This window comes from Candidatus Brocadia sp. (assembly GCA_021646415.1).
GTDB lineage: Bacteria > Planctomycetota > Brocadiia > Brocadiales > Brocadiaceae > Brocadia.
On sequence record SOEU01000024.1, the window covers coordinates 24,044 to 45,571 of the forward strand.

18 protein-coding genes are annotated in these 21,528 nt (G+C 41.8%); 8 read left to right on the top strand and 10 right to left on the bottom strand.

Annotation, left to right across the window (positions count from 1 at the left end; genetic code table 11):
• Positions 1 to 30: 30 nt before the first annotated feature.
• The 4 genes from secD (at position 31) to ahbC (ending at position 7,154) form a co-directional block, all read left to right on the top strand.
• On the top strand, positions 31 to 3,579 hold the full coding sequence (secD, locus tag E3K36_15060; GenBank protein ID MCF6156522.1) for a protein translocase subunit SecD: 3,549 nt from the start codon (positions 31 to 33) through the stop codon (positions 3,577 to 3,579).
• Positions 3,580 to 3,746: 167 nt separating this feature from the next.
• A complete protein-coding gene (locus tag E3K36_15065) occupies positions 3,747 to 4,583 on the top strand; it encodes a LysM peptidoglycan-binding domain-containing protein (GenBank protein MCF6156523.1) in 837 nt (278 codons plus the stop codon).
• Positions 4,583 to 5,743, top strand: coding sequence for a hypothetical protein (locus E3K36_15070; protein ID MCF6156524.1), 1,161 nt, complete (start codon positions 4,583 to 4,585; stop codon positions 5,741 to 5,743). The genes E3K36_15065 and E3K36_15070 overlap by 1 nt, the downstream gene beginning before the upstream one ends.
• A gap of 184 nt (positions 5,744 to 5,927) precedes the next feature.
• Positions 5,928 to 7,154 (top strand): 12,18-didecarboxysiroheme deacetylase, encoded by a 1,227-nt coding sequence (gene ahbC, locus E3K36_15075; GenBank protein MCF6156525.1) that lies wholly within the window; start codon positions 5,928 to 5,930, stop codon positions 7,152 to 7,154.
• Between the two features lie 182 nt (positions 7,155 to 7,336).
• On the opposite strand, the gene E3K36_15080 is transcribed toward ahbC, so the two are convergent.
• The 6 genes from E3K36_15080 to mtaB all read right to left on the bottom strand — a co-directional run bounded on the left by E3K36_15080 (position 7,337) and on the right by mtaB (position 12,384).
• Positions 7,337 to 8,152: a DUF4159 domain-containing protein gene (locus E3K36_15080; GenBank protein MCF6156526.1), complete on the bottom strand. Its 816-nt coding sequence runs from the start codon at positions 8,150 to 8,152 to the stop codon at positions 7,337 to 7,339.
• Between the two features lie 53 nt (positions 8,153 to 8,205).
• On the bottom strand, positions 8,206 to 8,475 hold the full coding sequence (locus E3K36_15085) for a hypothetical protein (GenBank protein ID MCF6156527.1): 270 nt from the start codon (positions 8,473 to 8,475) through the stop codon (positions 8,206 to 8,208).
• Positions 8,472 to 8,783, bottom strand: a complete 312-nt coding sequence (locus E3K36_15090) for a hypothetical protein (protein ID MCF6156528.1) — start codon at positions 8,781 to 8,783, stop codon at positions 8,472 to 8,474. The genes E3K36_15085 and E3K36_15090 overlap by 4 nt, the downstream gene beginning before the upstream one ends.
• 62 nt (positions 8,784 to 8,845) lie before the next feature.
• On the bottom strand, positions 8,846 to 10,135 hold the full coding sequence (locus tag E3K36_15095; protein MCF6156529.1) for a hypothetical protein: 1,290 nt from the start codon (positions 10,133 to 10,135) through the stop codon (positions 8,846 to 8,848).
• 156 nt (positions 10,136 to 10,291) lie between these two features.
• Entirely contained in the window at positions 10,292 to 10,873 is a 582-nt protein-coding gene (locus E3K36_15100; GenBank protein MCF6156530.1) for a hypothetical protein, read from the bottom strand.
• Between the two features lie 176 nt (positions 10,874 to 11,049).
• Positions 11,050 to 12,384 (bottom strand): tRNA (N(6)-L-threonylcarbamoyladenosine(37)-C(2))-methylthiotransferase MtaB, encoded by a 1,335-nt coding sequence (mtaB, locus tag E3K36_15105; GenBank protein MCF6156531.1) that lies wholly within the window; start codon positions 12,382 to 12,384, stop codon positions 11,050 to 11,052.
• Between the two features lie 220 nt (positions 12,385 to 12,604).
• Between mtaB and ald the strand changes: the two genes are divergently transcribed.
• Positions 12,605 to 13,708: an alanine dehydrogenase gene (gene ald, locus E3K36_15110; GenBank protein ID MCF6156532.1), complete on the top strand. Its 1,104-nt coding sequence runs from the start codon at positions 12,605 to 12,607 to the stop codon at positions 13,706 to 13,708.
• Between the two features lie 126 nt (positions 13,709 to 13,834).
• Positions 13,835 to 14,032: a hypothetical protein gene (locus tag E3K36_15115; protein MCF6156533.1), complete on the top strand. Its 198-nt coding sequence runs from the start codon at positions 13,835 to 13,837 to the stop codon at positions 14,030 to 14,032.
• A 71-nt stretch (positions 14,033 to 14,103) separates the two neighbouring features.
• Here the strand turns inward: E3K36_15115 and argJ are convergent, their stop codons facing one another.
• Both argJ and E3K36_15125 read right to left on the bottom strand, forming a co-directional pair.
• Positions 14,104 to 15,339: a bifunctional glutamate N-acetyltransferase/amino-acid acetyltransferase ArgJ gene (argJ, locus tag E3K36_15120; protein ID MCF6156534.1), complete on the bottom strand. Its 1,236-nt coding sequence runs from the start codon at positions 15,337 to 15,339 to the stop codon at positions 14,104 to 14,106.
• A gap of 143 nt (positions 15,340 to 15,482) precedes the next feature.
• A complete protein-coding gene (locus E3K36_15125) occupies positions 15,483 to 16,025 on the bottom strand; it encodes an arginine decarboxylase, pyruvoyl-dependent (GenBank protein ID MCF6156535.1) in 543 nt (180 codons plus the stop codon).
• Between the two features lie 338 nt (positions 16,026 to 16,363).
• Between E3K36_15125 and E3K36_15130 the strand changes: the two genes are divergently transcribed.
• Complete coding sequence (locus E3K36_15130; GenBank protein ID MCF6156536.1) at positions 16,364 to 16,624, top strand: hypothetical protein; 261 nt, start codon at positions 16,364 to 16,366, stop codon at positions 16,622 to 16,624.
• 64 nt (positions 16,625 to 16,688) lie between these two features.
• On the opposite strand, the gene E3K36_15135 is transcribed toward E3K36_15130, so the two are convergent.
• Both E3K36_15135 and E3K36_15140 read right to left on the bottom strand, forming a co-directional pair.
• Positions 16,689 to 18,383, bottom strand: coding sequence for an FAD-binding protein (locus E3K36_15135; protein ID MCF6156537.1), 1,695 nt, complete (start codon positions 18,381 to 18,383; stop codon positions 16,689 to 16,691).
• A gap of 46 nt (positions 18,384 to 18,429) precedes the next feature.
• Positions 18,430 to 20,514, bottom strand: coding sequence for an electron transfer flavoprotein subunit beta (locus E3K36_15140; GenBank protein MCF6156538.1), 2,085 nt, complete (start codon positions 20,512 to 20,514; stop codon positions 18,430 to 18,432).
• 819 nt (positions 20,515 to 21,333) lie between these two features.
• Here E3K36_15140 and E3K36_15145 point away from each other — a divergent pair.
• Positions 21,334 to 21,528: IS3 family transposase (locus tag E3K36_15145; protein MCF6156539.1), on the top strand; the 195-nt coding region annotated here is incomplete at its 3' end.

The window sequence follows — 21,528 nt, forward strand, 5'->3', positions numbered from 1 at the left end:
GCGGAAAGGGAGCCTGTTGAGGAGAAAGAAATGATTAAAAACTTAAGGTGGAGGATACCTCTCATTGCGGTAGTTATTGCTATTGGTACCATGGTATTGTATCCACCGGCAGAAAAGGTCTTGAAGAGAGAGCGTGTCAAAGAGATTGACGGCAAGGTAGTAGAACGGACTACAGTAGAAAAATCATGGACGCAGTTTTTCATAACAAATCCCGTTGTCCGGGAGATGATCATCAGCGAGGAAACAGACAAAGACGGCAAGAATATCCGGAACAAGGTTGTTGAATATGTGTCAAAGGGTAAAATTAAACTTGGATTAGACCTCAAAGGTGGCTCCGAATTACTCTATAAGGTTAGAGTGGATGAAAGGGAAGATCGTCCGGGTATTACAAAAGAAATTATCGAGGTGCTCAAGAAGAGGATTGACCCGCAGGGTGTTATAGAGTACCGAATACAAGAACAGGGTAGCCATCGGATACTTATTCAGGTACCGGGGGCAACAAGAACGGAAATAGAAGGACTGAAGAACCGAATTACGCGGCTTGGCAAGCTTGAGTTCAGATTGGCAGCCAGCAGTGACAGTCCGGAATATACAGAGGCCGTGGAGGGGAAACAAATCCCCGGTTTTTATAAACATTGGTTAAGAAAGAAAAAGGGTGAAGAGGGTGAGGCTGGTAAGTGGTTCCTTGTTCAAAATAAGATAGCAATTTCCGGTGAACATCTATCCAGAATATATGCTGACCGTAAAGGGATTGAACCGGTTGTGGGGTTTGAGTTTGACGCTATCGGTAAGTCCAAGTTCGGGCAGATTACAGAACGTAATATTGGCAAACCTCTGGCGATAATCCTGGATGGCATCCTGTATTCAGCGCCTGTTATACGCGACCGCATTCCTGGGGCGGGGATTATTGAAGGGAATTTCACGCAGGATGAAGTGAACGAACTCATTGCCATAATGCGGGCAGGAAGCTTACCTGCTGACCTTGAACTTGAAATGGAAACTATGGTCGGACCAAGTTTGGGGAGAGATTCGATTAACCGAGGCCTGATAGCGGGAGCAATAGGTGGCATTTTCGTCATTCTCTTCATCGGTATTTATTACATGGGAATAGGATGGGTTGCCAACTGTGCAAACGCATTAAATATCTTCCTGATAGTTGCTGCAATGGCATTGCTCGACGCCACCATGACACTTCCGGGTATTGCAGGTTTGGTGCTTATGATTGGTATGGGAATCGATGCCAATGTGCTTATTTTTGAAAGGATCCGCGAGGAAAAAGCCAAAGGGAAACCTATCCGTGCAGCCGTTAAGGCAGGATATGAAAAGGCATTTTCTGCTATCTTCGATTCTAACATTACTACCTTGATTACAGGTGTTATACTTGCCGCAGTAGGCACAGGCCCCGTGAAAGGATTTGCATGGATATTAATCCTTGGTTTGATTATTAACCTGTTTACCGCCATTTTCGTGACAAGGGTCATGTATGATTTGTTCATGGATTTAAGCTGGATCAAGAAGTTTTCCATGTTAAAACTGATCGGTATTCCTCACGTCAGATTTCTGAATTATCGTTTTATTCTGGTAGCTGTTTCAGGTGCATGTATTATCGCCGGACTTACCATATTTACTCTTCGCGGGAATAAAAAATATGATATTGATTTCACCGGCGGTACCCTTGTGCATTTACACCTAAACAATCCAACACCACCTGGATTTATAAGGACTGCATTGGCAGAGACGGGTTATGAAGAGGCTGAGGTGCAAAGTATCTGGTCTGAGGAGAGTCTGACCCAGTTCGCGTCAACAGCAAACGAATTTGGTATCAGGATAAAAGAGCTTAACGAGGAAAAGGTAAAACAAAAAATAACAGAGGACGTAAAAAGGGTTCTGGATAAGGCCGGGCTGTTTAAAGGGATTGATTTTGTCGAACCTTTGGTTTTTCATCTTGAATTGCAAAAACCGGTGGATGAAGTGGCTATTCAGAAAAGCTTGAAAGAAGCAGGTTATAGTGAGGAAGATGTGGTATCGATAACACCTGTTAATCAGCCAGCCAGAGAATATGTAGTGAATATTTCGGGTTTGGAAGATGCTAAAAAACGCCCGCAACTGGTTGGCTCGGTTGTAGATGGATTAAAAGATAATCTGGTTTTCCACGATGTAAAAATAACGCTGGGTGAAATTACTGAAACATTGCAGGCTCAGGATGTGGGTATGCAGACATCTAAACCTTTCATGGATGTGGAAGCAAGTGAGCCTATAGAACCCGTTATCCTCAATTTTGAACTGAATAAGCAGGGGTTTAGTAATATTACTGTAACGGGACTATCAAAAGAATCCCCTATGGTACGCACAAGTAAGCTCAAAATTGAAGGCCCAAGAACAAGTTTGCAGGAAATAAAACAGACTTTGAAGGAAACGATTCCCAGTCCGAGCGTCAGTATCATCGGAAATGAAGCGATTCGGGTAGAATTGAAAGAGGGTATTGGTAAAGAAAGTTTTGTGACGATGATTCGTGGAATTAAATCTGTAAAAGATGCCATAAAAAGTATTTATTCAAGGAATGCCCCGGCACCTGTATTTGCAATTCGTATGGAGCCTTTGAGCGCAGGAAAAATCCAGGAGAAAATTAAGGAAGATATCGTTCATAAATTTAAAGACAACTGGTATAAAGAAAAGGTTGATGTCTCTTTTGAATTGATTAAAGAGGGCTCTGGAGATACGGCAGGCGTTGAAATACCTCAAATGACGAAAACAAATCAGGCACAATTTCGCATGATGTTATCAAAACCATTGAAAAAAGAGGTTATTGAAGAGGTGCTAACCTCGGCGGGATACCCCAATATTCTTGAACAGGGTTTGGAAAAAGGAAGGGAATACCAGGCTGTCAAGATTGTTCTTGGCTCTCAAAATGCTGAAACAGTTGAAAAGACCATAAAAGGTGCATTTGAAATACCTCAGCCACTAAAAAGGATCGTGAGTATCGGCGCCACCGTCGCTGGTGAAATGAAGGGGCGCGCCATCCTGGCGGTAATCTTCTCCTGTATTGCAACAATATTTTATGTATGGTTTCGTTTCGGCGACTTCAAATTTGGTTCTGCTGCAATTATCGCCGTTATTCACGATATTCTGGTTACCCTTGGTGCCGTGGCGGTTGCAGACTACTTATTTGGAAATATGAAGATTGACAGTGCCATGGTAGCAGCGTTTCTTACTGTAGTGGGTTATTCTCTGAATGATACGATTGTTGTATTTGACAGGATTAGGGAGAATATGGGGGGACGGGGAAAGATATTGACTCCGCAACTGGTTAACGATAGTATTAACCAGACCCTGAGTCGTACACTTCTGACAGGCATCACGACTATTGGTGTATTGTGCGCCTTGTTTTTTCTGGGCGGGTCTGAGGTTCATGGATTTGCATTTGTTATGTTGGTAGGAATCCTTGTGGGTACCTATTCTACCATATTCATTGCTTGCCCAATGTTGCTTAACTGGAAAGGCCTTTCTGCCACAAGTCAGGTATTGCCACGACAAAATTATCCAATTCAGGGAAAGGAGACAAAACGAAAAAACATTTGAGGGATAACAATCGTCCAATTTCCATTATGTAAATAATTATTGGGTATGAATAGGATTTTTGTGGAAAACGCACATAAAATATTGATTCATAAAATAATGTGAAAATATCGGAAGTGTTCTATTGGGGTTCTTCGTTCCTTTAAAACCTTCGAAAGGAATAAAAAACGATGAAAAGAGATGTGCAAGTTGGTGTAACTTTAGGAGTGATTATTCTGGCAATTATTGGCGTCTTTCTGAGCACAAGAACGAGCGTGAAAGAACCAGCTATTCCTATTCCGGATGAAGAGGAAGAAACACAAAGTGGTGTATTGGACATAAGCCAATTATCACCAGATACGCAAAACGCATCTCAGGAATCTCTTGAAGAGACGAAGGCTGCCTTGAAAGGTACTGAAGAAAGTACGACACAAAAGACCTCCATCGTTGCGGATACCACAAAAATTGAGGAACAAACAGCAGAAAAAGAAGACAATATTGTCGAGGGGGAATGGCAGAAGGCAAAGGAGAAAGAACCTGTAAATGTAACCGCAAATGATACAAAAGCATCAGTCACAAATCAGGAAGATTGGAAAGACGTTTCTTATAGCGATGGAAAGACTACCTCCAAATTCAGAATGCATAAGGTGAAATATAGTGACAGTCTTCGTAAAATAGCAAGAAAATACTACGGGGATGAGTCCAAGTGGTTACTGATTTTCAATGCAAATCAGGATAAAATTCAAGATCGTAACAGCATTAGGATTGGGACAGAACTTATTATACCTGAAGAAAAGACAAAGACGGAGATAACGACCCCGACACTTTCCCAGGTAGTCGAAATGGAAGATGCAAAACAAACCGTTAGAAAACACATAATTCAGCAAGGTGATTCGCTTTATACGTTAGCCACAAAGTATTATAATGATGGCACAAAGTGGAGCAAAATATTTAACGCTAACAGGAAGGTCCTTAAGGATCAAAAATCTTTGAAAATTGGGCAAGAACTAGTTATTCCAGATCTTTAATGCTTTGGAAGGAGCAAATAATGAAAATGAAAAGTGTCTTTCCGTGTATTGTAACCCTCCTCTTGTCAACGATTACACTTCTGTTCTGTAGCACGTCACGGATTTCCTCTCTTCATGCTCAGGGCACTGCAGATACGTTTCCAATGTATAAATATAATTTACAAAGGACTGGTTGTGTGCCTTTTGTGGGGCCTTCCAGCGACAATGTTAAATGGAGTATTTCCAGTTCTGGTGAAATATGGTCGTCCCCTGTTGTGGATGCCGATGGGGTTATTTACACAGGAAGCACCGATGGCAGTTTGTTATCCATAACTCCAAAAGGGAAGGTATTATGGGCTTTTAAAAGTGGTGATGAGATATTTGGTTCTCCAGCAATTGGCATAGACGGTGTTGTTTGTTTTGGTACGGTGAGCGGGAGGCTCTATGTGATCAATCCTGACGGAAAGATGAAATGGAAGTTCCAGGCTGCCGGGGCTATTCATTCGTCCCCTGCTATTGATGACAAAGGGACGGTGTATATCAGTTCCTATGACGGGAAGCTCTATGCATTAGGTGCAAATGGAAAACTATTATGGAGTTATAAAACCGGGGCGTCTATTATGATTTCTTCTCCTGCCGTAGATCGTGATAATACCATTTATATTGGTTCCTGGGATAAACATTTGTATGCCATAAACCAGGATGGGTCTTTAAAGTGGAGTCTTGAAACCGAAGGTAAAATAGATTCTACGCCTGCCGTTAGCAGTGACGGTGTTTATGTCGCGGATATGAATGGGAAATTATATGCTGCAAATTTCGATGGGACGCTAAAGTGGGGGTTTGACTTGGGCAGCCGAACACATTCTTCTCCGGCTATAGACACCGAAGGAGTAGCCTATATTGGTACACAGGCTGGCAGCTTATATGCGGTAAAAAAAGACGGTACTGTGAAGTGGGAATACAAAACCGGAAATTCAATTACGGCCACTCCTGTTATCGATGCAAATGGTGTTATTTATGTGGGGTCATGGGATGGTAAATTATACACCCTGAATAATGATGGTACTCTCAAATGGAGCGCAACAATTGGTGACCCATTACTTTCTTCCCCTGCGATTGATCCAAAAGGTACGCTCTATGTCGGTTGTGTAGATTGGAAACTCTATGCAATAGGGCAATAAGTTTTTGGAATCACAAAATCTTTTTTACTTAATAATCATTTTCAGTTATAATGATTAGCATAATTTATTTACAGCACTATGCTAGCGTATTTACACCGTTCATTATAATCGTACATGTGGTAAGTAACCATGTGTTACCATGTGTTACTTTAGCACATATACCCTGTGCAGGAGATGGAGTAACATGATTGGTATATCAAAATTATATTGTGGTACCGTAGAACCGTCAGATGCGTTACGTTATGGGAGAGAGTCCAGGAAGCTGCCATCCCATTTGTTACAGTTTTCTCACGATAAAAAACCTGTTGTTGTATGGAATGTAGGACAACGTTGTAACTTGAAATGCATCCATTGCTATTCTCAATCAAAAGATATTGAATATCTCAATGAATTGACTACTGGTGAGGCAAAAGCAATGTTAGATGACCTTGCAGATTATGGGGCTCCAGTGATCCTGTTTTCCGGCGGAGAGCCTCTTATGAGAGCAGACCTCCTGGAATTAATTGGCTATGCCAAAGAGAAGGGTTTGCGGGCGGTTATTAGTACGAATGGTACCTTAATTACGAGAGAAAAGGCAAATGAATTGAAAAAGTTCGGGCTTTCCTACGTAGGGATCAGTCTGGATGGTCTTAAAGAGACAAATGACCGTTTCCGTGGTATTCCCGGTGCATTTGATGCTGCATTGGAAGGCATTCGAAATTGCATGTCGGTGGGCATTAAGGTTGGCCTGCGTTTTACGATTAATAAAAGGAATGCACATGATATTCCTGGTATATTTCAACTTATTGAAAAAGAAAATATCCCAAGGGTCTGTTTCTATCACCTGGTCTATTCAGGGAGGGGTTCCAACCTGATTGAAGAAGACCTTTCTCACAAAGAAACCCGCGAGGTTGTTGACCTTATTATCAATAAGACCAAAGAGGCCCATGACAAAGGCAGAAAAATAGAGGTGCTTACCGTGGATAATCATGCCGATGGTCCGTATGTGTATTTACGGCTCCTGAAGGAAAATCCAAAGAGGGCAAAAGAGGTATATGAACTCCTCCAGATGAACGAGGGAAATAGTTCTGGCAAGGGACTTGCTTGTATTAGCTGGGATGGAGAGGTGCATGCCGACCAGTTCTGGAGACAGTATTCCTTTGGAAATGTCAGGAAAAGGAAGTTTAGCGAGATATGGGAGGATACTTCCAATGAATTAATGGCCAGACTGAAGAACAAAAACCCTTATATCAAAGGGCGTTGTGCAAAATGCAGGTGGCTTAATATCTGCGGCGGAAACTTCAGGGCCAGGGCAGAGGCATACTATGGTGATATGTGGGAACATGACCCCGCCTGTTACCTTACCGATGAAGAAATAGGAATAGAATCCGGATCTCCCAAAAAAGCAAGGCAAAAGGTAACTGTTCAGTGATTTAATTTTAACCCTGCTACGTTGGATTGTCTGACATATTTTCAGGCAGTAAACCTTTCCCTGACGATAAGGAATTTCAAATCTGCAATTGTAGCGCGAACTTCAGTTCGCTTACACCCTGTGCGAACTAAAACTCGTGTTACATTGAAAAAGTCACCGAAGTCCTGGTTTAAAAAGATGCATTACATCTGCCTTTTCAGGATAAAAGGCAGATGTACCTGGTCTTGTTTATAGTCACCTGTTAAAGCGTACATAATAATATTTATCCCGAGGCGGAATGCCATAGACCTTTGTGTCTCACCACCGGGAATTACTTCATATTCCCAACTCCCAAGAGGATCTTTTGACCAGGCGCCACCCAGATCGTTCTGCGAATAAATAATAGCCGTTCGATTCTCTAATGTTATACCTTCCAGATAAGATTTCTCCATAATCCTGCCGTATGCCTGGTTCAGCAAATAAAAAGACTTAAAAATGATATGATCAGCAGGCAGCTTTTCCAGGGATTTGTTGGGAAATAGCCGTTTAATTTCCCGGCGTACAGATTTATCAAACCCGAAATCGCTCTTTCCGAGGCAGTCGTCAATCAATAGCATACCCCCGAATTCCAGGTATAATTTCAGATTGCTGATTTCTTTCTCGCTGAAAGGCGGGAATTCCTGATCACCGGACATATAGAGAAATGGGTATTCAAAAAGATTGGCATCATCCGCCCGAAGAGTAATGGTATCAATACGTGCCTCAACACTGGTTCGTTTGATAATTTCCCACATAAGACGTTTTCCCGCATTTGGCCTGGGATTCCAGTTCCCGCCATCATATTGCAATTGTGCAAAAGCAAACTTCGAGGCATCTCCCATGGCAAAACTTTTACAGGGAAAAAGGTTGAAACCACAGATGACACAGATGACACAGATAAAGAATCTGAGATTTTTGGAAATAGTAAAACACAGAGGTGCAGAGGAACAAAGATTATAAAACAAGATTCCTATTACCATTTTTAAATACCAGGGAAACAAGTCTAATGGAAAATGCGTTAAAAATTATTTCTTCAATATGCTGTTTGTTGCTCAACTTCAATCTCTTCGATGCGTGAGCGAATCGGTTGTATTTTTTTTATTCTAATACATACGATAGGTTGTCCCTTTTCAGCATGAATTTTTCCCAATTTAAAACTCCAACTATTAAACTCCTCGTCTCCCTCTAATTGCATAATTACGATCGCATTATTTGGAATTTTATTTGCAAACTCCGGATGCTCACGCACATATCTGTTAAACTCTTTAATTAAATCAGTATTTTTCCTTTCCAAAATATTCATGGCATGTCTCCCTTCAAAAATTTATTTTTATACGTCTCCCAATTGTCGTCAATATCATCATCAGCCAGAGTCAAAGCATCTTCAAATTTAAGGTGTAATTCCTCTTTGATATGCTTACCTTTCTTATTATAAGAATCGCGATGCGCATAGCCATGAGCACAGTCATATCGAACAACCTCTTTCCAAGACCCTTCATGCTTAATCTCTAATTGAACCATAAATTTTACCACCTTACCGCTCTGTATTTGATGATAATGTCTTTTCCTTGTATCTTCGTTGTAATGAATTATATATTCTTTTACGGCCATAGCAAATTATCCAACGCATTTAACCTTCTATAGAACTATGTTTTCTCAAGTTCTCCTTCCCGTTACTTAATGATATATTCTGATATTTCTTCATGAGTACGCCTCCCATTTTTACTCGTTACTATTTTACCTGAATACCCTAGTTTTTTAAGGAGTAGAATTTTTAGGCCAAACTGACCTGCAATTAAAAGTTTGTAGGGTGGAGAATCTGCATTATTTCGAATTGCTTTAGACATTTTACAATCATGGGCGATATCATTTCTGGCTTTGATTAATTGTTGAAAATTAAGTCCAATTTTTTGAGTGTTAATTTTGTATGAATTAGCCAACAGGTTTATTTTTTTTAAAACTTTATCCCAATTTAAAGCGTCATTTATTCTTGATTTTAAAAACCCATCTTTATCTTTGTCTGAGAATTTAACCTTCCATTTTCTATATGCATCATTTACTTCTGTGATTAATTCTTTAATTGGATCTTTAGCCGAGTCTTTAACTTCTTTCGTTTGATTTCCCCAGGCATTAGCCAACATTTCCCATGCTTGGGTTATTCGAAGCAGCCTTTCATCCATGTATCCATTAGCTGATAAATTAATATAAGTGGTGGCTATACGAATATTCTCTTGTTCTTGCGGTGAAAATGTTCTCCAAGAAGAAAGTGCCTCTCGAAGGTAATCCGAAATGTAAGTTTCTAATATACAAAATCTCGGTCCAAACTCACCACCAAGCATCCTACGCCAAATTTCTACTTCATTGCCTTCGTTCCATAAAATTATTTGCCTATGAAATGTAACCTCATTCCCACTTGCTAATGATAGCAACCTTGCAATTTGATATGCCTTTTCTGTATATTGTTCTAGTGTTGCACTAGGATGTGAAAGATGCAAAGTTAAGCCTTCAATAGGTATTTGCCAGTTTTTTGCTATTGACTTTGTTTGCTCAGAGCTATTGGGATTAATAACTTCTATATTCCATCTATCATCAGTTAATGAAAAAACCCCTTCAAAATAGGATACTAAAGGGTAATAAGCCTCTTTTATTGGTTTATCTAATTTATTGCCAATAATAATATCGGCATTTAAAGACATAAACTTCCAATCTTGTACGCGTTGGAGTATCGAGATAGGATTCGAGGATAAGAGCAAATGTTCGCATTCTATAGGTCTTTTATCAGTATTTAAAAATCCTTTAAGTTTCCAATTTTTATCGTATTTTTTATATTCTGGATTGATTTTAGCTATAATTACTGTTTCTGCAGGATATTGAATTAAACTGAATGGCACATTAAATGACAATCCATCTGAACAAAACTCTCCTACACCTTCTAAACATATTATATTTGGGATATCAGACAAAAATTTTCCTCCGTTAATGATTATTTTGCAAACATTTGAATTTCAAAAATCATAGTCCAAAAGTTAATCTCAGTCTTTTATCCAATTCATGAAGAATCGCCTTACTTGCCCTTCCTATTTCAACGACTATGATTCTTTTTTCGATAGTTCCTTTAGTCATTTTTTTGAAATTGTCTTAAGCCTTTCAAGAAATGACTCTGCCACGCTGCGTGATTTTATTAAGACGGATGCCTCGTGGTTTTTCTTTAGCGCGCTATACGTCCAGTTCGTACTCCCCACAATGGTGATATAATCGTCGATGACCAATATCTTACTGTGGGTAACACGGTCAATACTGTCGTAATACACAGGGACACCATTTTTTTTGAGCAGTTCGTATGCGTCTACGCTTTTCCTTCCTGTTTTCTTACCCTTTTTCCCAGTTTCCCAAAACATGACATTTTGATCAAAAATAACTGTTACATTTACGCTACGCCGATGAGCGTTAATAAGGTCATTGACCAGGTTATATTCCCACCCCTGTTTATATTTTGGATTAATATCGGCTATGTACATGACACACAGGATAGATTTCTTTGCGGTGGTTAATGCCTGGTGCACCTGTGGGTAATAGTCTCCATCAACCAGTGGTATGACATCGTCGGCCGGCAAACCAAAAGAGGGTGAGGTACAAAAAACACAAATAGCAAAGGTACTCAGGATAAATATTTTTCTTGTTATGGATAGTAAGTGTTTCATGAAATTTTTCCAATCCGGGTTACAAGAACTAATTTAAACTGTAAATTACAGAGTGTCTTTATATCAAAAATCAAAGATAAAAAGTTAAAAATACAAATCAAAATGTAAAGATAGTCTTTTGTCTTCTATTTGAACTTTGATATGTCATTTTGCCTTTTTATTTTTAATTTTTGCAGTTATTGTAAAGTCCCCGTCATCAGCAAGGGGGTAACTTCTTCTATCCGTACCGAAACAATTGAATTTTTGATGGTTTCCGGTCCGTCAAATAAAACCTTGATATACCGTTCGGAGTATCCACATAATTTGTTTGTTTTTGAGTCTCTTTCCGTTTCTACAAGGACCTCAGCGCGTGTGTTTAAAAAATGTTTCTTGTAGGAAAAGGCTGAAGTTTTTGCCACAGCATCCAGGAGTGTCTTTCTTTTTTTGATAATCTGAGGGTGACAATGGTCAGTCATTTTCGCCGCAGGGGTACCTTCTCGTGCACTAAAAGGGAATATATGCATCCGGCTAAAGCCAACTTTTTTACAGAGATTGATAGTATTTTCAAAGTGTGCATCCTTTTCTCCCGGAAAGCCTACTATGACGTCAGTGGTAAATGACGGTGAATCAATCTTTGAACGGATGCTATCAAGTACCTCTAAATATTGAGATGAGGAATATTTTCTGTTCATCCTCTTCAGAATAAAATCATCTCCACTTTGTAATGGAATATGAAAATGGGGGCATATCTGGTTTGTATGTGCAACAAGGTCGATTAAATCATGAGTTATTTCATTAACTTCGATAGAGCTTAGTCGGAGTCTTTCTAATCCTGATAGGTTACAGAGCATCTGAATAATATCCAATAAACGGTAGTTTCCCTGAGTGTCCTTGCCGTAAGCCCCCAGATGAATGCCGGTCAGGATAATCTCCTTGTAACCGTTATCAATTAAACGTTGCGCTTCTTCCAGGATATCCTGTGGTCTCCGGCTCTTGATACCTCCGCGAACGTAAGGGATGATACAATAGGAACAATACAAGTCACATCCGTCTTCGATCTTGAGGAATGCCCTTGTATGCCCTGCAAAATGACTTATTTTAAGATTGTAAATAGATTCTTTCTCGGACCTGGGAATATATGTATCATCACCCCATCCCCCCCTCTTCGAAGGGGAAGCAGGGACACGGTGCACCGTGTCCCTACTGACAATTTCCGCTAATTGTGCCTCTTCTGCCTTGGTAATCACAAAGTCTACACCTTCCAGTTTTTTAATGGTTTCGGTATCTGACTCTGCATAACACCCGGTAACAACGACTGTTGCCGCGGGATTTTTTCGTCTGACCTTTTTGATGTATTGTCGTGATTTTTCGTCGCTGGCCGAGGTGACCGTACAGGTGTTGATTACATAAAGATCAGCAGCTTGTTCAGGAGCGGTTTCTATGAATCCTTTCGCGGCAAGGGATTCCCGTATGGCCTGGGTCTCATACTGATTGACCTTGCATCCAAGCGTAATAAAGGCACACGTCTTCATGTTTTTTGACAGGATTTAAAGGAATCCGATTTAGCTTGACAAAAATTACCGTCTGTGTACACTACGTTTGACCGATAGACCCAAAGAATTATTGAGCAACGAATTGGCACAAATTTCTGCGAATATTTTCCTTTCTCTCATGTTTAGCCGGGTTCGATTCGTGGTTAAAAGTTAGGAGTGATTTTATCAGACTCTACATTCTTTTTGAAGAGAAATTCAGATGATTATTGGCGTACCGAAAGAGATTAAATCAGATGAGTATCGGGTGGCTCTTATTCCTGCAGGTGTGGAGGAGATGTTGAAACGCGGACACGCTGTGATTGTTGAAAAGGGCGCTGGTTTAGGGAGCGGCATCTCTGATCAGGAATATACAAGTGCGGGTGCAAAGCTTGTTGATGAGCCAGGGGAAATTTACGATAAAGCACAGCTTGTGATGAAGGTCAAAGAACCCTTACCTGAAGAATACCCTTTGCTGAGAGAAGACCAGATCGTATTCACTTTTTTCCACTTTGCTGCTTCGAAACAATTAACAGACGCGATACTGAAGGCAAGGGTGGTAGCCATTGCCTACGAAACGATACGGGACGAACATGGGCGCCACCCGATCCTGACACCCATGAGTGAGGTGGCAGGGCGGATGTCCATCCAGGAGGGTGCAAAATATCTGGAGAAACCCATGCTTGGGCGCGGTATACTTTTGGGCGGGGTACCAGGGGTAGCCCCTGCAGAGGTGGTTATCATAGGTGGTGGTGTTGTAGGTACCAATGCCGCAAAGGTGGCTGCAGGGCTTGGGGCGCGAGTTACCATCCTCGATATCAATATAGATCGGCTACGATATTTGGATGACATCATGCCAAAAAATGTAGTTACGCTCATGTCAAATACCCAGAATATCCGGGAGAAGATACGGGATGCCGACTTGCTCATTGGTGCCGTACTCATTGAAGGAGCGCGGGCACCACGTGTCGTAACAAGGGAAATGGTTCGAACGATGAAACCCGGTGCAGTGATCGTTGACGTAGCCATTGACCAGGGGGGATGTGTGAAAACGAGCAAACCCACAACCCATAGTAATCCTATTTACAAGGAATATGATGTTATCCATTACTGTGTGACCAATATCCCCGGTGCCGTGGCATGCACATCAACCCATGCACTGACCAACGTAACGCTGCCATATGCCCTGGAGATTGCTGACAAGGGATACGAGCCTGCAGCACGAGAAAACCCTGCCATACTGAGAGGTGTCAACATGGTAAAGGGAAAGCTTACAAACAAGGCAGTTGCTAGTGCTTTTGGTATGACATATAGTGCATCTGAGTAATTTGGAAAATTTTAGTTGTACGTATTGGTTGAATTGCGTTGTATTTTAGCGTGGATTTTATAAAATAGGATAGATTTTCAAAAAAGCAATTCATTCATTGTATTAACAAGAGAAAGGAAAGATAACATGAGCGAAAAAGAAATACTGATAGTTGTGTCCAAACTTAAGAATTACATACGTTCTACTGCTGACATGAATACGGCGGGCAATGTTGCGGAAGTATTGTCTGATATCGTTCGCCGTTTGTGTAATCAGGCAATCGAGAAAGCAAAAACAGATGGCCGCAAAACAGTAATGGAGAGAGACTTTACTTCGGAAGTTTGAAAATATTTGTGGGTGCAATCTGTTGTTTTTTGGAGTATTTGGCGGGTTGAATTGATGCTTTGCCAAAAAGATCACGTGTGGTACTCTGCATTAATGGTAATGTATTCATGTGACAGGTCACACGTCCACATGGTATCCTTGAAGTTCCCCAGTCCAAGTTCCAGGCGAATCTTGATATCCCTGCCTTTCATGGAGGTACTGAGTACATTGAGGTCGCACTGTGTTGGCATCCCTTTGGCAAAGATCAGGATGTCGTTTATAGAGAGATTGGTTTTTGATTCATCCAGTTCCACACCTGCATAACCAGCAGCGGAGACGATGCGTCCCCAGTTGGGGTCTTCTCCGTTCATTGCCGTTTTTACCAGTGGCGAATCTGCAATGGACCTGGCAATCTTTGTTGCATCACTGCGTGACCTTGCACCAATCACATCAATCTGAATAAATTTTGTGGCACCTTCACCATCCATCACAATGGCCTTTGCCAAATAGCTGGTCACATAATCCAGTCCTTGCTGAAAGACCTGGAGATCGTGATTTTTCGAGGGGATATTTACCCCAGAGGCACCGTTTGCGATAATGGCAATGGTGTCGTTGGTACTCATGTGACCGTCAATGGTGATACAATTAAAAGAGGATTCTACAGAGTTTCTGAGGCATTCGTTAAGGAGTGATGCCGGCATGGAGACATCAGTCGTAAGAAAACAGAGCATGGTTGCAAGGTTTGGGGCAATCATCCCTGCCCCTTTTGCAATTCCACCAATTACTACAAATTTGTTGTTTATCTTTAGTTTAACGGCAATATCTTTTTGTTTCGTATCCGTCGTCATGATGGCCCGTGCCATGGCATTACCATGCTCTGGGGTGTTTCCCAAAAACGCAGCAGAGGCCTTAATACCTGCAAAAACCTTTTCCATGGGAAGTGGTCTTCCAATAATCCCTGTGGAGGCGACCAGTATCTCATCTTCAGGGGTTTTCAGGCATTTTGCCGCAATCCGTACCATCTCTTCGGCATCTTTGTAACCCTGTTCTCCCGTGCAGGCATTGGCGTTGCCGCTGTTGATGACGAAGGCACGCACGCGACCCATTTGAATGATTTTTCTGCTGAGCTTTACCGGTGCCGCATAGATCTGGTTTGTGGTAAACAAGGCGGCGCCAGTTGCAGGAAATTCTGAAAAGATAATTCCCAGATCAAAACTGTCTTTTACCGTTTTTATTCCACAATAGGTAGCACCTGCCTTGAAACCCCTGGGGGCAACAATGCATCCTGTCGTTAGTACTTCCACGTCACCAGATATCCTTTCCTGCATTGCAGACCGGGCTGATGCATGCTGATGATGAAATCAAAAAGCAACAGAGATTTGTCATGTTGAAGTATGAGGAAGGCAAATAACAAACGGTTTGAGCTGTTTGAGTTGTTTACACGGCTTCTTTCGGTTAGATAAAAACATGGTTATAAAATAAATACAGCCGCTGCAACTACGGTAGTCCACAAGCCATTTTTGTCCCCCCGCGCTGCTTGTGTGATATTTCTCGTTTTTACGATTTTACCACTCATCCGATACGTTTCTTTCCGTTCATCATAGTTTTTTGCAGGGTCGAATTCGATACCCAGAGTAGTGGCCAGCATGGTGGCGGCAAGGTCTTCTGCATAATCGCCTGATTTTTCTTCAGTTTCTCCAAAGGCATGGTGTTCGCTGAGATATCCGTAGTGCTCGTGCTCGGATGGAACCGCCATGCCAACAGAGGCGGAGATCATCCGATTAGGCTCATTGGTAGAATTCTCGCTCATTACGCAAAAAATCACCTGTCCACTCTTTAGCATTGCAGTACCTTGTTCCTTCGTGACAATCTTGCAATTCGGTGGGAAGATGCTTGATACTCTTACTAAGTTGCATTTTTCAATACCTGCTTTTCGCAGGGCAAGTTCGAATGACTGTAACTTGTCTTTATGTTTTCCAACACCTTTGGTAAAGAATACCAACCTCGGTATCATCATAATTGATTGGCTCCCTCAAATAGTTTGAAATAAAATATGTGGAATAAATAAATTAAGTTGCTTAGTGAAACAAATTTCTCAATGAAATTCAATAGAATTTTGAAAAATTGAGGTATATTTTTTCATTCATTTACTCACCATGTAGAATACCGAGATGTGACGTAATTCTTAGCACTTAATTATCTTTATTTTTGATTTTCTCATTGCTTCATGGTAAGGTGTTCTTACAATTTTCTGGAGAACGTGAGAAACACGGTATTCTGTAAAATTTTTGCATTACGTGTTGCTTCCATGCATGATTGTTTCTGTACAGGAATAGTTGCCGGCCAATTGGCATGTTAGTCATGCGTGACGAAGAAGGCCGGGATGAAAAGGTGCTTGCTGTTCCCGTTGACAAACTCCACCCCTTCTACAAGGATGTGTCTTCGTACAAACAGTTACCGGCAATTTTGCTCGACCAGATTGTCCACTTTTTCAAACATTACAAGGACCTTGAGCCGGGAAAATGGGTAGAACTCGAAAACTGGCGCGATACGGATGAAGCAGCGAACTATCTCAGTACGACTATTGAAAGAGCGGCTTCTAAGAAACCATAGGCAAAACTTAACGTTGGATAGTTTTGAAAAACCGGAAACCGTTATCCACGTATTATCTAATGAATTACATCTGTTTGTATCTGGGCCCTCCACCGCCCTCTGGTACAGTCCATCTGATATTATCAAAAGGACACTTTCTCTGGCAGGTCTTGCAGTGGATACAATTCGAAGGATTTGCTGGAAGGGTATCATTTCCAACCTGCTCATAAACACCTGCGGGACAAAACGTTATGCATGCCCGATCAAAAAGGCGATCGCACTTATTGATACAAAAATTTTGGTCTGAAATACGGAGATGCGCAGGTTGGTCTTCCCTGTGCTTTGTACCAGCTAATGAGACGAAGGTCGTCTTGTCAAATTTGCCTGGAATACCATATTTGAACTTGGCTGAGGTCATTGCCTTGAAATCTCTTTCCATACCAAACCGAGGTAAGAACTTGCCAATAATCGAAAATGGGAAACCGAATGTTGGACCAAATTTTGCGATTATTGCACGAAAATTTCTGGCAGACTTCATTTCATTTATTACTGAATTTTGTTCTAACAGATGGGTGTAGACTTCAGCAGCCTTGCTAGGATCGTTGAGACATTGAATTGATGCCTTGCCAGCACGTAATCCGGATTCAACGGCATTGTGGAGTCCCTTGATCTTGTGCATATTTACAAAACCTGCACTGTCGCCAACGATCATCACATTTTTGTAACCGACAGTACCCGTTGTCTTGCCATTGGTGCCTGATTGTTTGTAACGAGGCAATGCATAATAACCCCCTTCAGGGATCATTTTTACACCGGCTTCAATTATTTCGCCTCCTTCAATGAACTGACGGACAAACGCATGACGTTTAAAATCTTCCAGGGCCTTTTGCGGATTAAAGTTACAATACTTCCAGTCAGCCCCCGCAATAATGCCAATCGCGATCTGATTATCACCATAGCTGTACGCAAATCCACCCCCAAAAATTTCTGGGCCAAATAGGGGAAACCATAACGGATAACCCAGTGTATGGACCACCCGGTTATTGCCGAACGATTCATAGCGCTCTTTACTAACCCGAATGATTTCTTTAACGCCAACCGAAAATACCTGATTGATCTCTCGTTGTAGGCCGGCCTTTGCAACCAAATCCTCGGTAACAAGGCCATCCGCTCCTTCGGCAAGGATAATAATATCCGCGGTAATCGTCTCGCCCTCAAGGTAATTGGGTTGTTGATACCCTTTTTTGTCTAGACCCTGATCAACAAGTTTAACTCCGTAAACTTCTTTCCGTGTCTGCTCATATAAGATTTCCTTCACGCCAAAGCTTGTATAAACCTCGATACCCAGCGAGATGGCAATTTTACCAAGAAATCTCGTCAACTTACCTATTGAAATAATATGATCACCACTATTGTCCATTTCACCAAATGATAGTCCCAATTTCTTCCCAATCTTAATGAGCGGTGAGATGTTGATGGCAAATTTTTTTCCCAGGAGGAAGCAGACGTCATCAGTTTTTACCTCCTTTCCTGTGATATGATCAGCTCCTTCCATGGAAAGCCAATCAGGGCTGGCTTCGTCAAGCAGGCGTTTTAATGAGGCCATTTCCAGAACTGCACCAGACAGATTGTGGCTGCCAAGGGACCCTCCCTTTTCCAGAACCACGACGTCTGCATCTTTATGTGCACTTTTGGCTGCAATTGCGGCAGCCAGGCCACCAGGTCCAGCACCTATAACAAGGATTGAAACATGTGTATAATCTTTTTCTTGTATCATCATAATGAATATTTGTACATTAAAGATTGATTTCTCCGGTTATCACAGGTCAATGTCTTAATGCCTCAATGATTTTGGGTACAATCTCCTCTGCATTTCCAATGATGTAGTAATCTGAGTGCTTGAATATGGGTGCCTGCGGATCGGAATTGACGGCCACAATTATCCCTGCATTTTCAATACCAATTAAGTGCTGGATGGCGCCTGAAATTCCAAGAGCAATGTACAGCTTGGGACTCACAGCGGTTCCCGTCTGCCCGACTTGATGGATACGGTCAATAAAGCCATGCTCCACGGCTGCCCTGGATGCCCCGCGCTCAACCTGGCAATTCAGTTTTTCCTGCAACGCAAGAGACAAATCGCTCACAAGCTTATTATAAGTATCTCTATTCCTCAGACCCTTGCCGCCTGATACAACCACATCAGCAGTAGCAAGTTTTGAAATCCCACCGCTCAATTCTGTACTGATAATGTCAAAATCAATATCCGCTTCTGAAAGGGCAACCCTGTGCTCTATAATATTCCCCTTTCTCGAAGGATCGGGTTTCAGTTTTTTCATGACTCCCGGTCTGGCAGTTGCCATTTGTATTCTTGAATTTATGGTGCATATAGTGGCCATTACGTTACCACCCAATGCCGGACGGGTCTGCATCAATATTGCGATAGCGCCCCGCCTTGTATTATCCCTGATATCCAATCCGGTACAATCGGCTGTCAGCCCGCAACCAAGACGATAAGCAACCATGGGAGCCAGGGTTCTCCCCAGAGGGGTAGCGCCAAATAGAACAATTTGTGGACCGTGTCTTTCTATCACCCCAGCAATCACTTTTTTATATGGCCCGGGCCTGAACTCCTTTAAGAGTTCATCTTCTATTATATGAACATCATCGGCACCGGCGGCAACGAGTCCATCCGACATATGCTTGCATCTATGACCCGCAATCACAGCGCCAACCTTCACCTGTAACGAATTTGCCAGGCTATTGGCTTTTCCAAGGAGTTCTGATGTAACATCAATCATCTTTTCACCATCATGTTCAGCAATTACCCAAACATCGCCCGTATAACTCGGTTGGGTGATCTTATATCCTTCAAACATTTCCAGGATCATCCGTTTGGTTGGTTTCTCTTCAATAATCTCCAGAACCCTATCAACGAGTGTTTCGTTAAGCTGATGTATATCGGTTACTCCCATCCTGGAAAGTGCCTGTGCGACCTTTTTGAATAATTTAACTTCCTTATCAGTAAATTCATAATCGCGGTTAAATGGATCACCAGTTCTTTTTGACGGGAGTACATAATCTGTTCCTTCCTTTTCAAAAGCACTATGGAATCCGCCTTTTTTATAGTCCTCAACCAACTCGGTAACAAACTCAGCAATATTATTAACATGCTTATTTTTCCTGGAGCTCTTTGGTGGCGGGAAGACCCTTATCACACGTGTCTTTGAGCCATTGGTACCGAATAAAGTGGGTTTTATATCTTCTGCGGTCCAGGTAATAACGGTAAATTTGTTGGCCCATCGTGACCTCTGAAAAGATGCAAACAACGGATACTCATAGTTGGCAACCGTTATCACGCATGGGAGTGTTTTCGGAATTACCCACTGATTCCCACCCGCAACGATTTTCTTAATTCTAAACTTCTCATCAATACATTCGACATCCGTGGCATATGCGATACAGGGTATCTGCAATTCCTCAGCTACCTGTGGTGGAACCTGAGCGGTATCACCGTCAACCGATTGCATACCTGCTATCACCACATAATCATTATCGCCGTTAAACATATCCTTAACTATCCGCCTTATTGCATGTGCCAGTGGATTAGCAGTCGCAGGGGTATCCGCCCCTCCTAGCGCCCTATCGGTAAGAAGCACCGCAGAGTCTGCACACCTGGTCAATGAATATATCAAGATATCTTTTGCCATGGGAGGACCCATGGTGAGACAAACAATCTTTCCCGGGGAAGCTTGCCTCATCTTGCTGGCAAACGCCAGTGCGTCTGTATCAAGTTTGTTGATAACGCTGGGCAAAGCCCCACGTTTGAGGGTGCCGGTCTCAGGATCAAAGGCGTTGCCGGTAATTTGAGTGACGTCCGGAACCTGTTTGACAAGAACAATATAATTACTCATATCTTACTAAGAATAACAAATTATTTGAAAAGGAGTCAAGTTTTAGATGAAAACTGAGTCTGATTATATTAGCCCTTAATCCCTGATTAACGAAGAAAGCATATAAAAATCAGGTGCGGAAATTACCATGAGATACAGCCAGACGAATGCTGAGCTGATTAGGAATAAAAACCTGCGTGACAAGATAACAAATTTGAAGAAGCAATTACTTAATTTTTAACAGACTGTCCGAGAATTCAGTTTTCAAAAGGAACAAAGGGGTCATTTGTTTGACCCCTACTTTCCCTTCCAGGGAAGAGTTTATTGCGAAGTTAGGGAGAAAAGCAGGTAGAATATTAAGCGTCTTGCCAAGAGGCAGGACGAAGAAACAAAGCACAATATATAGTGTCTGTCCCTAATTATCCTAGAGCAGTTATAAATTAAGAGGTTACGAACAATTCAACATTGTTTATGTGTTAATTGCCGTTTCTAAATTGACCACTTAAGTTTTGCACGTTTCAACTCTTTTGCAATGTCTTTAAACAGGGTATCAATTTCTCCTACTAGTTTTGGTATTTTCTTGTCCTTTTTGTGGTATAAAGTATCGCAGGTTTCTTTTATCTCTTTAAGAACCTTCCTTGCTTTGTTAAAAACGGTTCGGTTTTTGTAACTAACCCTCTGTGTCAATAATAGTTAGACACTTTACCCCATATAGTTTAGTGTAGGGCGTAAAGGAGAAAAACTATGAAAAATAGTAGTACAATAAGTCTGAAAACAAATAACACGCCAGGGGAAACGGAAGGAGCCCGTAGGGCGACTGGAGTTTCCCCTGGCGGCGCAATCCCAAGCGGTCGTTTCCCTGACCCTGAAGTAACAGAGAAGTCTGTTCGGAGGAAATTCACCGCGAAATACAAACTCCGCATCCTTCAAGAGGCGGAGGCATGTACTACACAGGGTCAAATTGGGGCGCTTTTACGTCGTGAAGGACTCTACTCGTCCAATCTCACCACGTGGCGTCGCCAACAGGAGAAAGGC

Excerpts from the sequence above, each read along its gene's own strand:
- E3K36_15080 (MCF6156526.1), bottom strand. The coding sequence starts at position 8,152 with ATGGTAATAGGAATCTTGTTTTATAATCTTTGTTCCTCTGCACCTCTG.
- ald (MCF6156532.1), top strand. The coding sequence starts at position 12,605 with ATGATTATTGGCGTACCGAAAGAGATTAAATCAGATGAGTATCGGGTG.
- E3K36_15135 (MCF6156537.1), bottom strand. The coding sequence starts at position 18,383 with ATGATGATACAAGAAAAAGATTATACACATGTTTCAATCCTTGTTATA.
- ahbC (MCF6156525.1), top strand. The coding sequence starts at position 5,928 with ATGATTGGTATATCAAAATTATATTGTGGTACCGTAGAACCGTCAGAT.
- E3K36_15065 (MCF6156523.1), top strand. The coding sequence starts at position 3,747 with ATGAAAAGAGATGTGCAAGTTGGTGTAACTTTAGGAGTGATTATTCTG.
- E3K36_15090 (MCF6156528.1), bottom strand. The coding sequence starts at position 8,783 with ATGGCCGTAAAAGAATATATAATTCATTACAACGAAGATACAAGGAAA.
- E3K36_15125 (MCF6156535.1), bottom strand. The coding sequence starts at position 16,025 with ATGATACCGAGGTTGGTATTCTTTACCAAAGGTGTTGGAAAACATAAA.
- E3K36_15140 (MCF6156538.1), bottom strand. The coding sequence starts at position 20,514 with ATGAGTAATTATATTGTTCTTGTCAAACAGGTTCCGGACGTCACTCAA.
- E3K36_15070 (MCF6156524.1), top strand. The coding sequence starts at position 4,583 with ATGCTTTGGAAGGAGCAAATAATGAAAATGAAAAGTGTCTTTCCGTGT.
- mtaB (MCF6156531.1), bottom strand. The coding sequence starts at position 12,384 with ATGAAGACGTGTGCCTTTATTACGCTTGGATGCAAGGTCAATCAGTAT.
- E3K36_15115 (MCF6156533.1), top strand. The coding sequence starts at position 13,835 with ATGAGCGAAAAAGAAATACTGATAGTTGTGTCCAAACTTAAGAATTAC.
- E3K36_15130 (MCF6156536.1), top strand. The coding sequence starts at position 16,364 with ATGTTAGTCATGCGTGACGAAGAAGGCCGGGATGAAAAGGTGCTTGCT.
- E3K36_15100 (MCF6156530.1), bottom strand. The coding sequence starts at position 10,873 with ATGAAACACTTACTATCCATAACAAGAAAAATATTTATCCTGAGTACC.
- argJ (MCF6156534.1), bottom strand. The coding sequence starts at position 15,339 with ATGCAGGAAAGGATATCTGGTGACGTGGAAGTACTAACGACAGGATGC.
- secD (MCF6156522.1), top strand. The coding sequence starts at position 31 with ATGATTAAAAACTTAAGGTGGAGGATACCTCTCATTGCGGTAGTTATT.
- E3K36_15085 (MCF6156527.1), bottom strand. The coding sequence starts at position 8,475 with ATGAATATTTTGGAAAGGAAAAATACTGATTTAATTAAAGAGTTTAAC.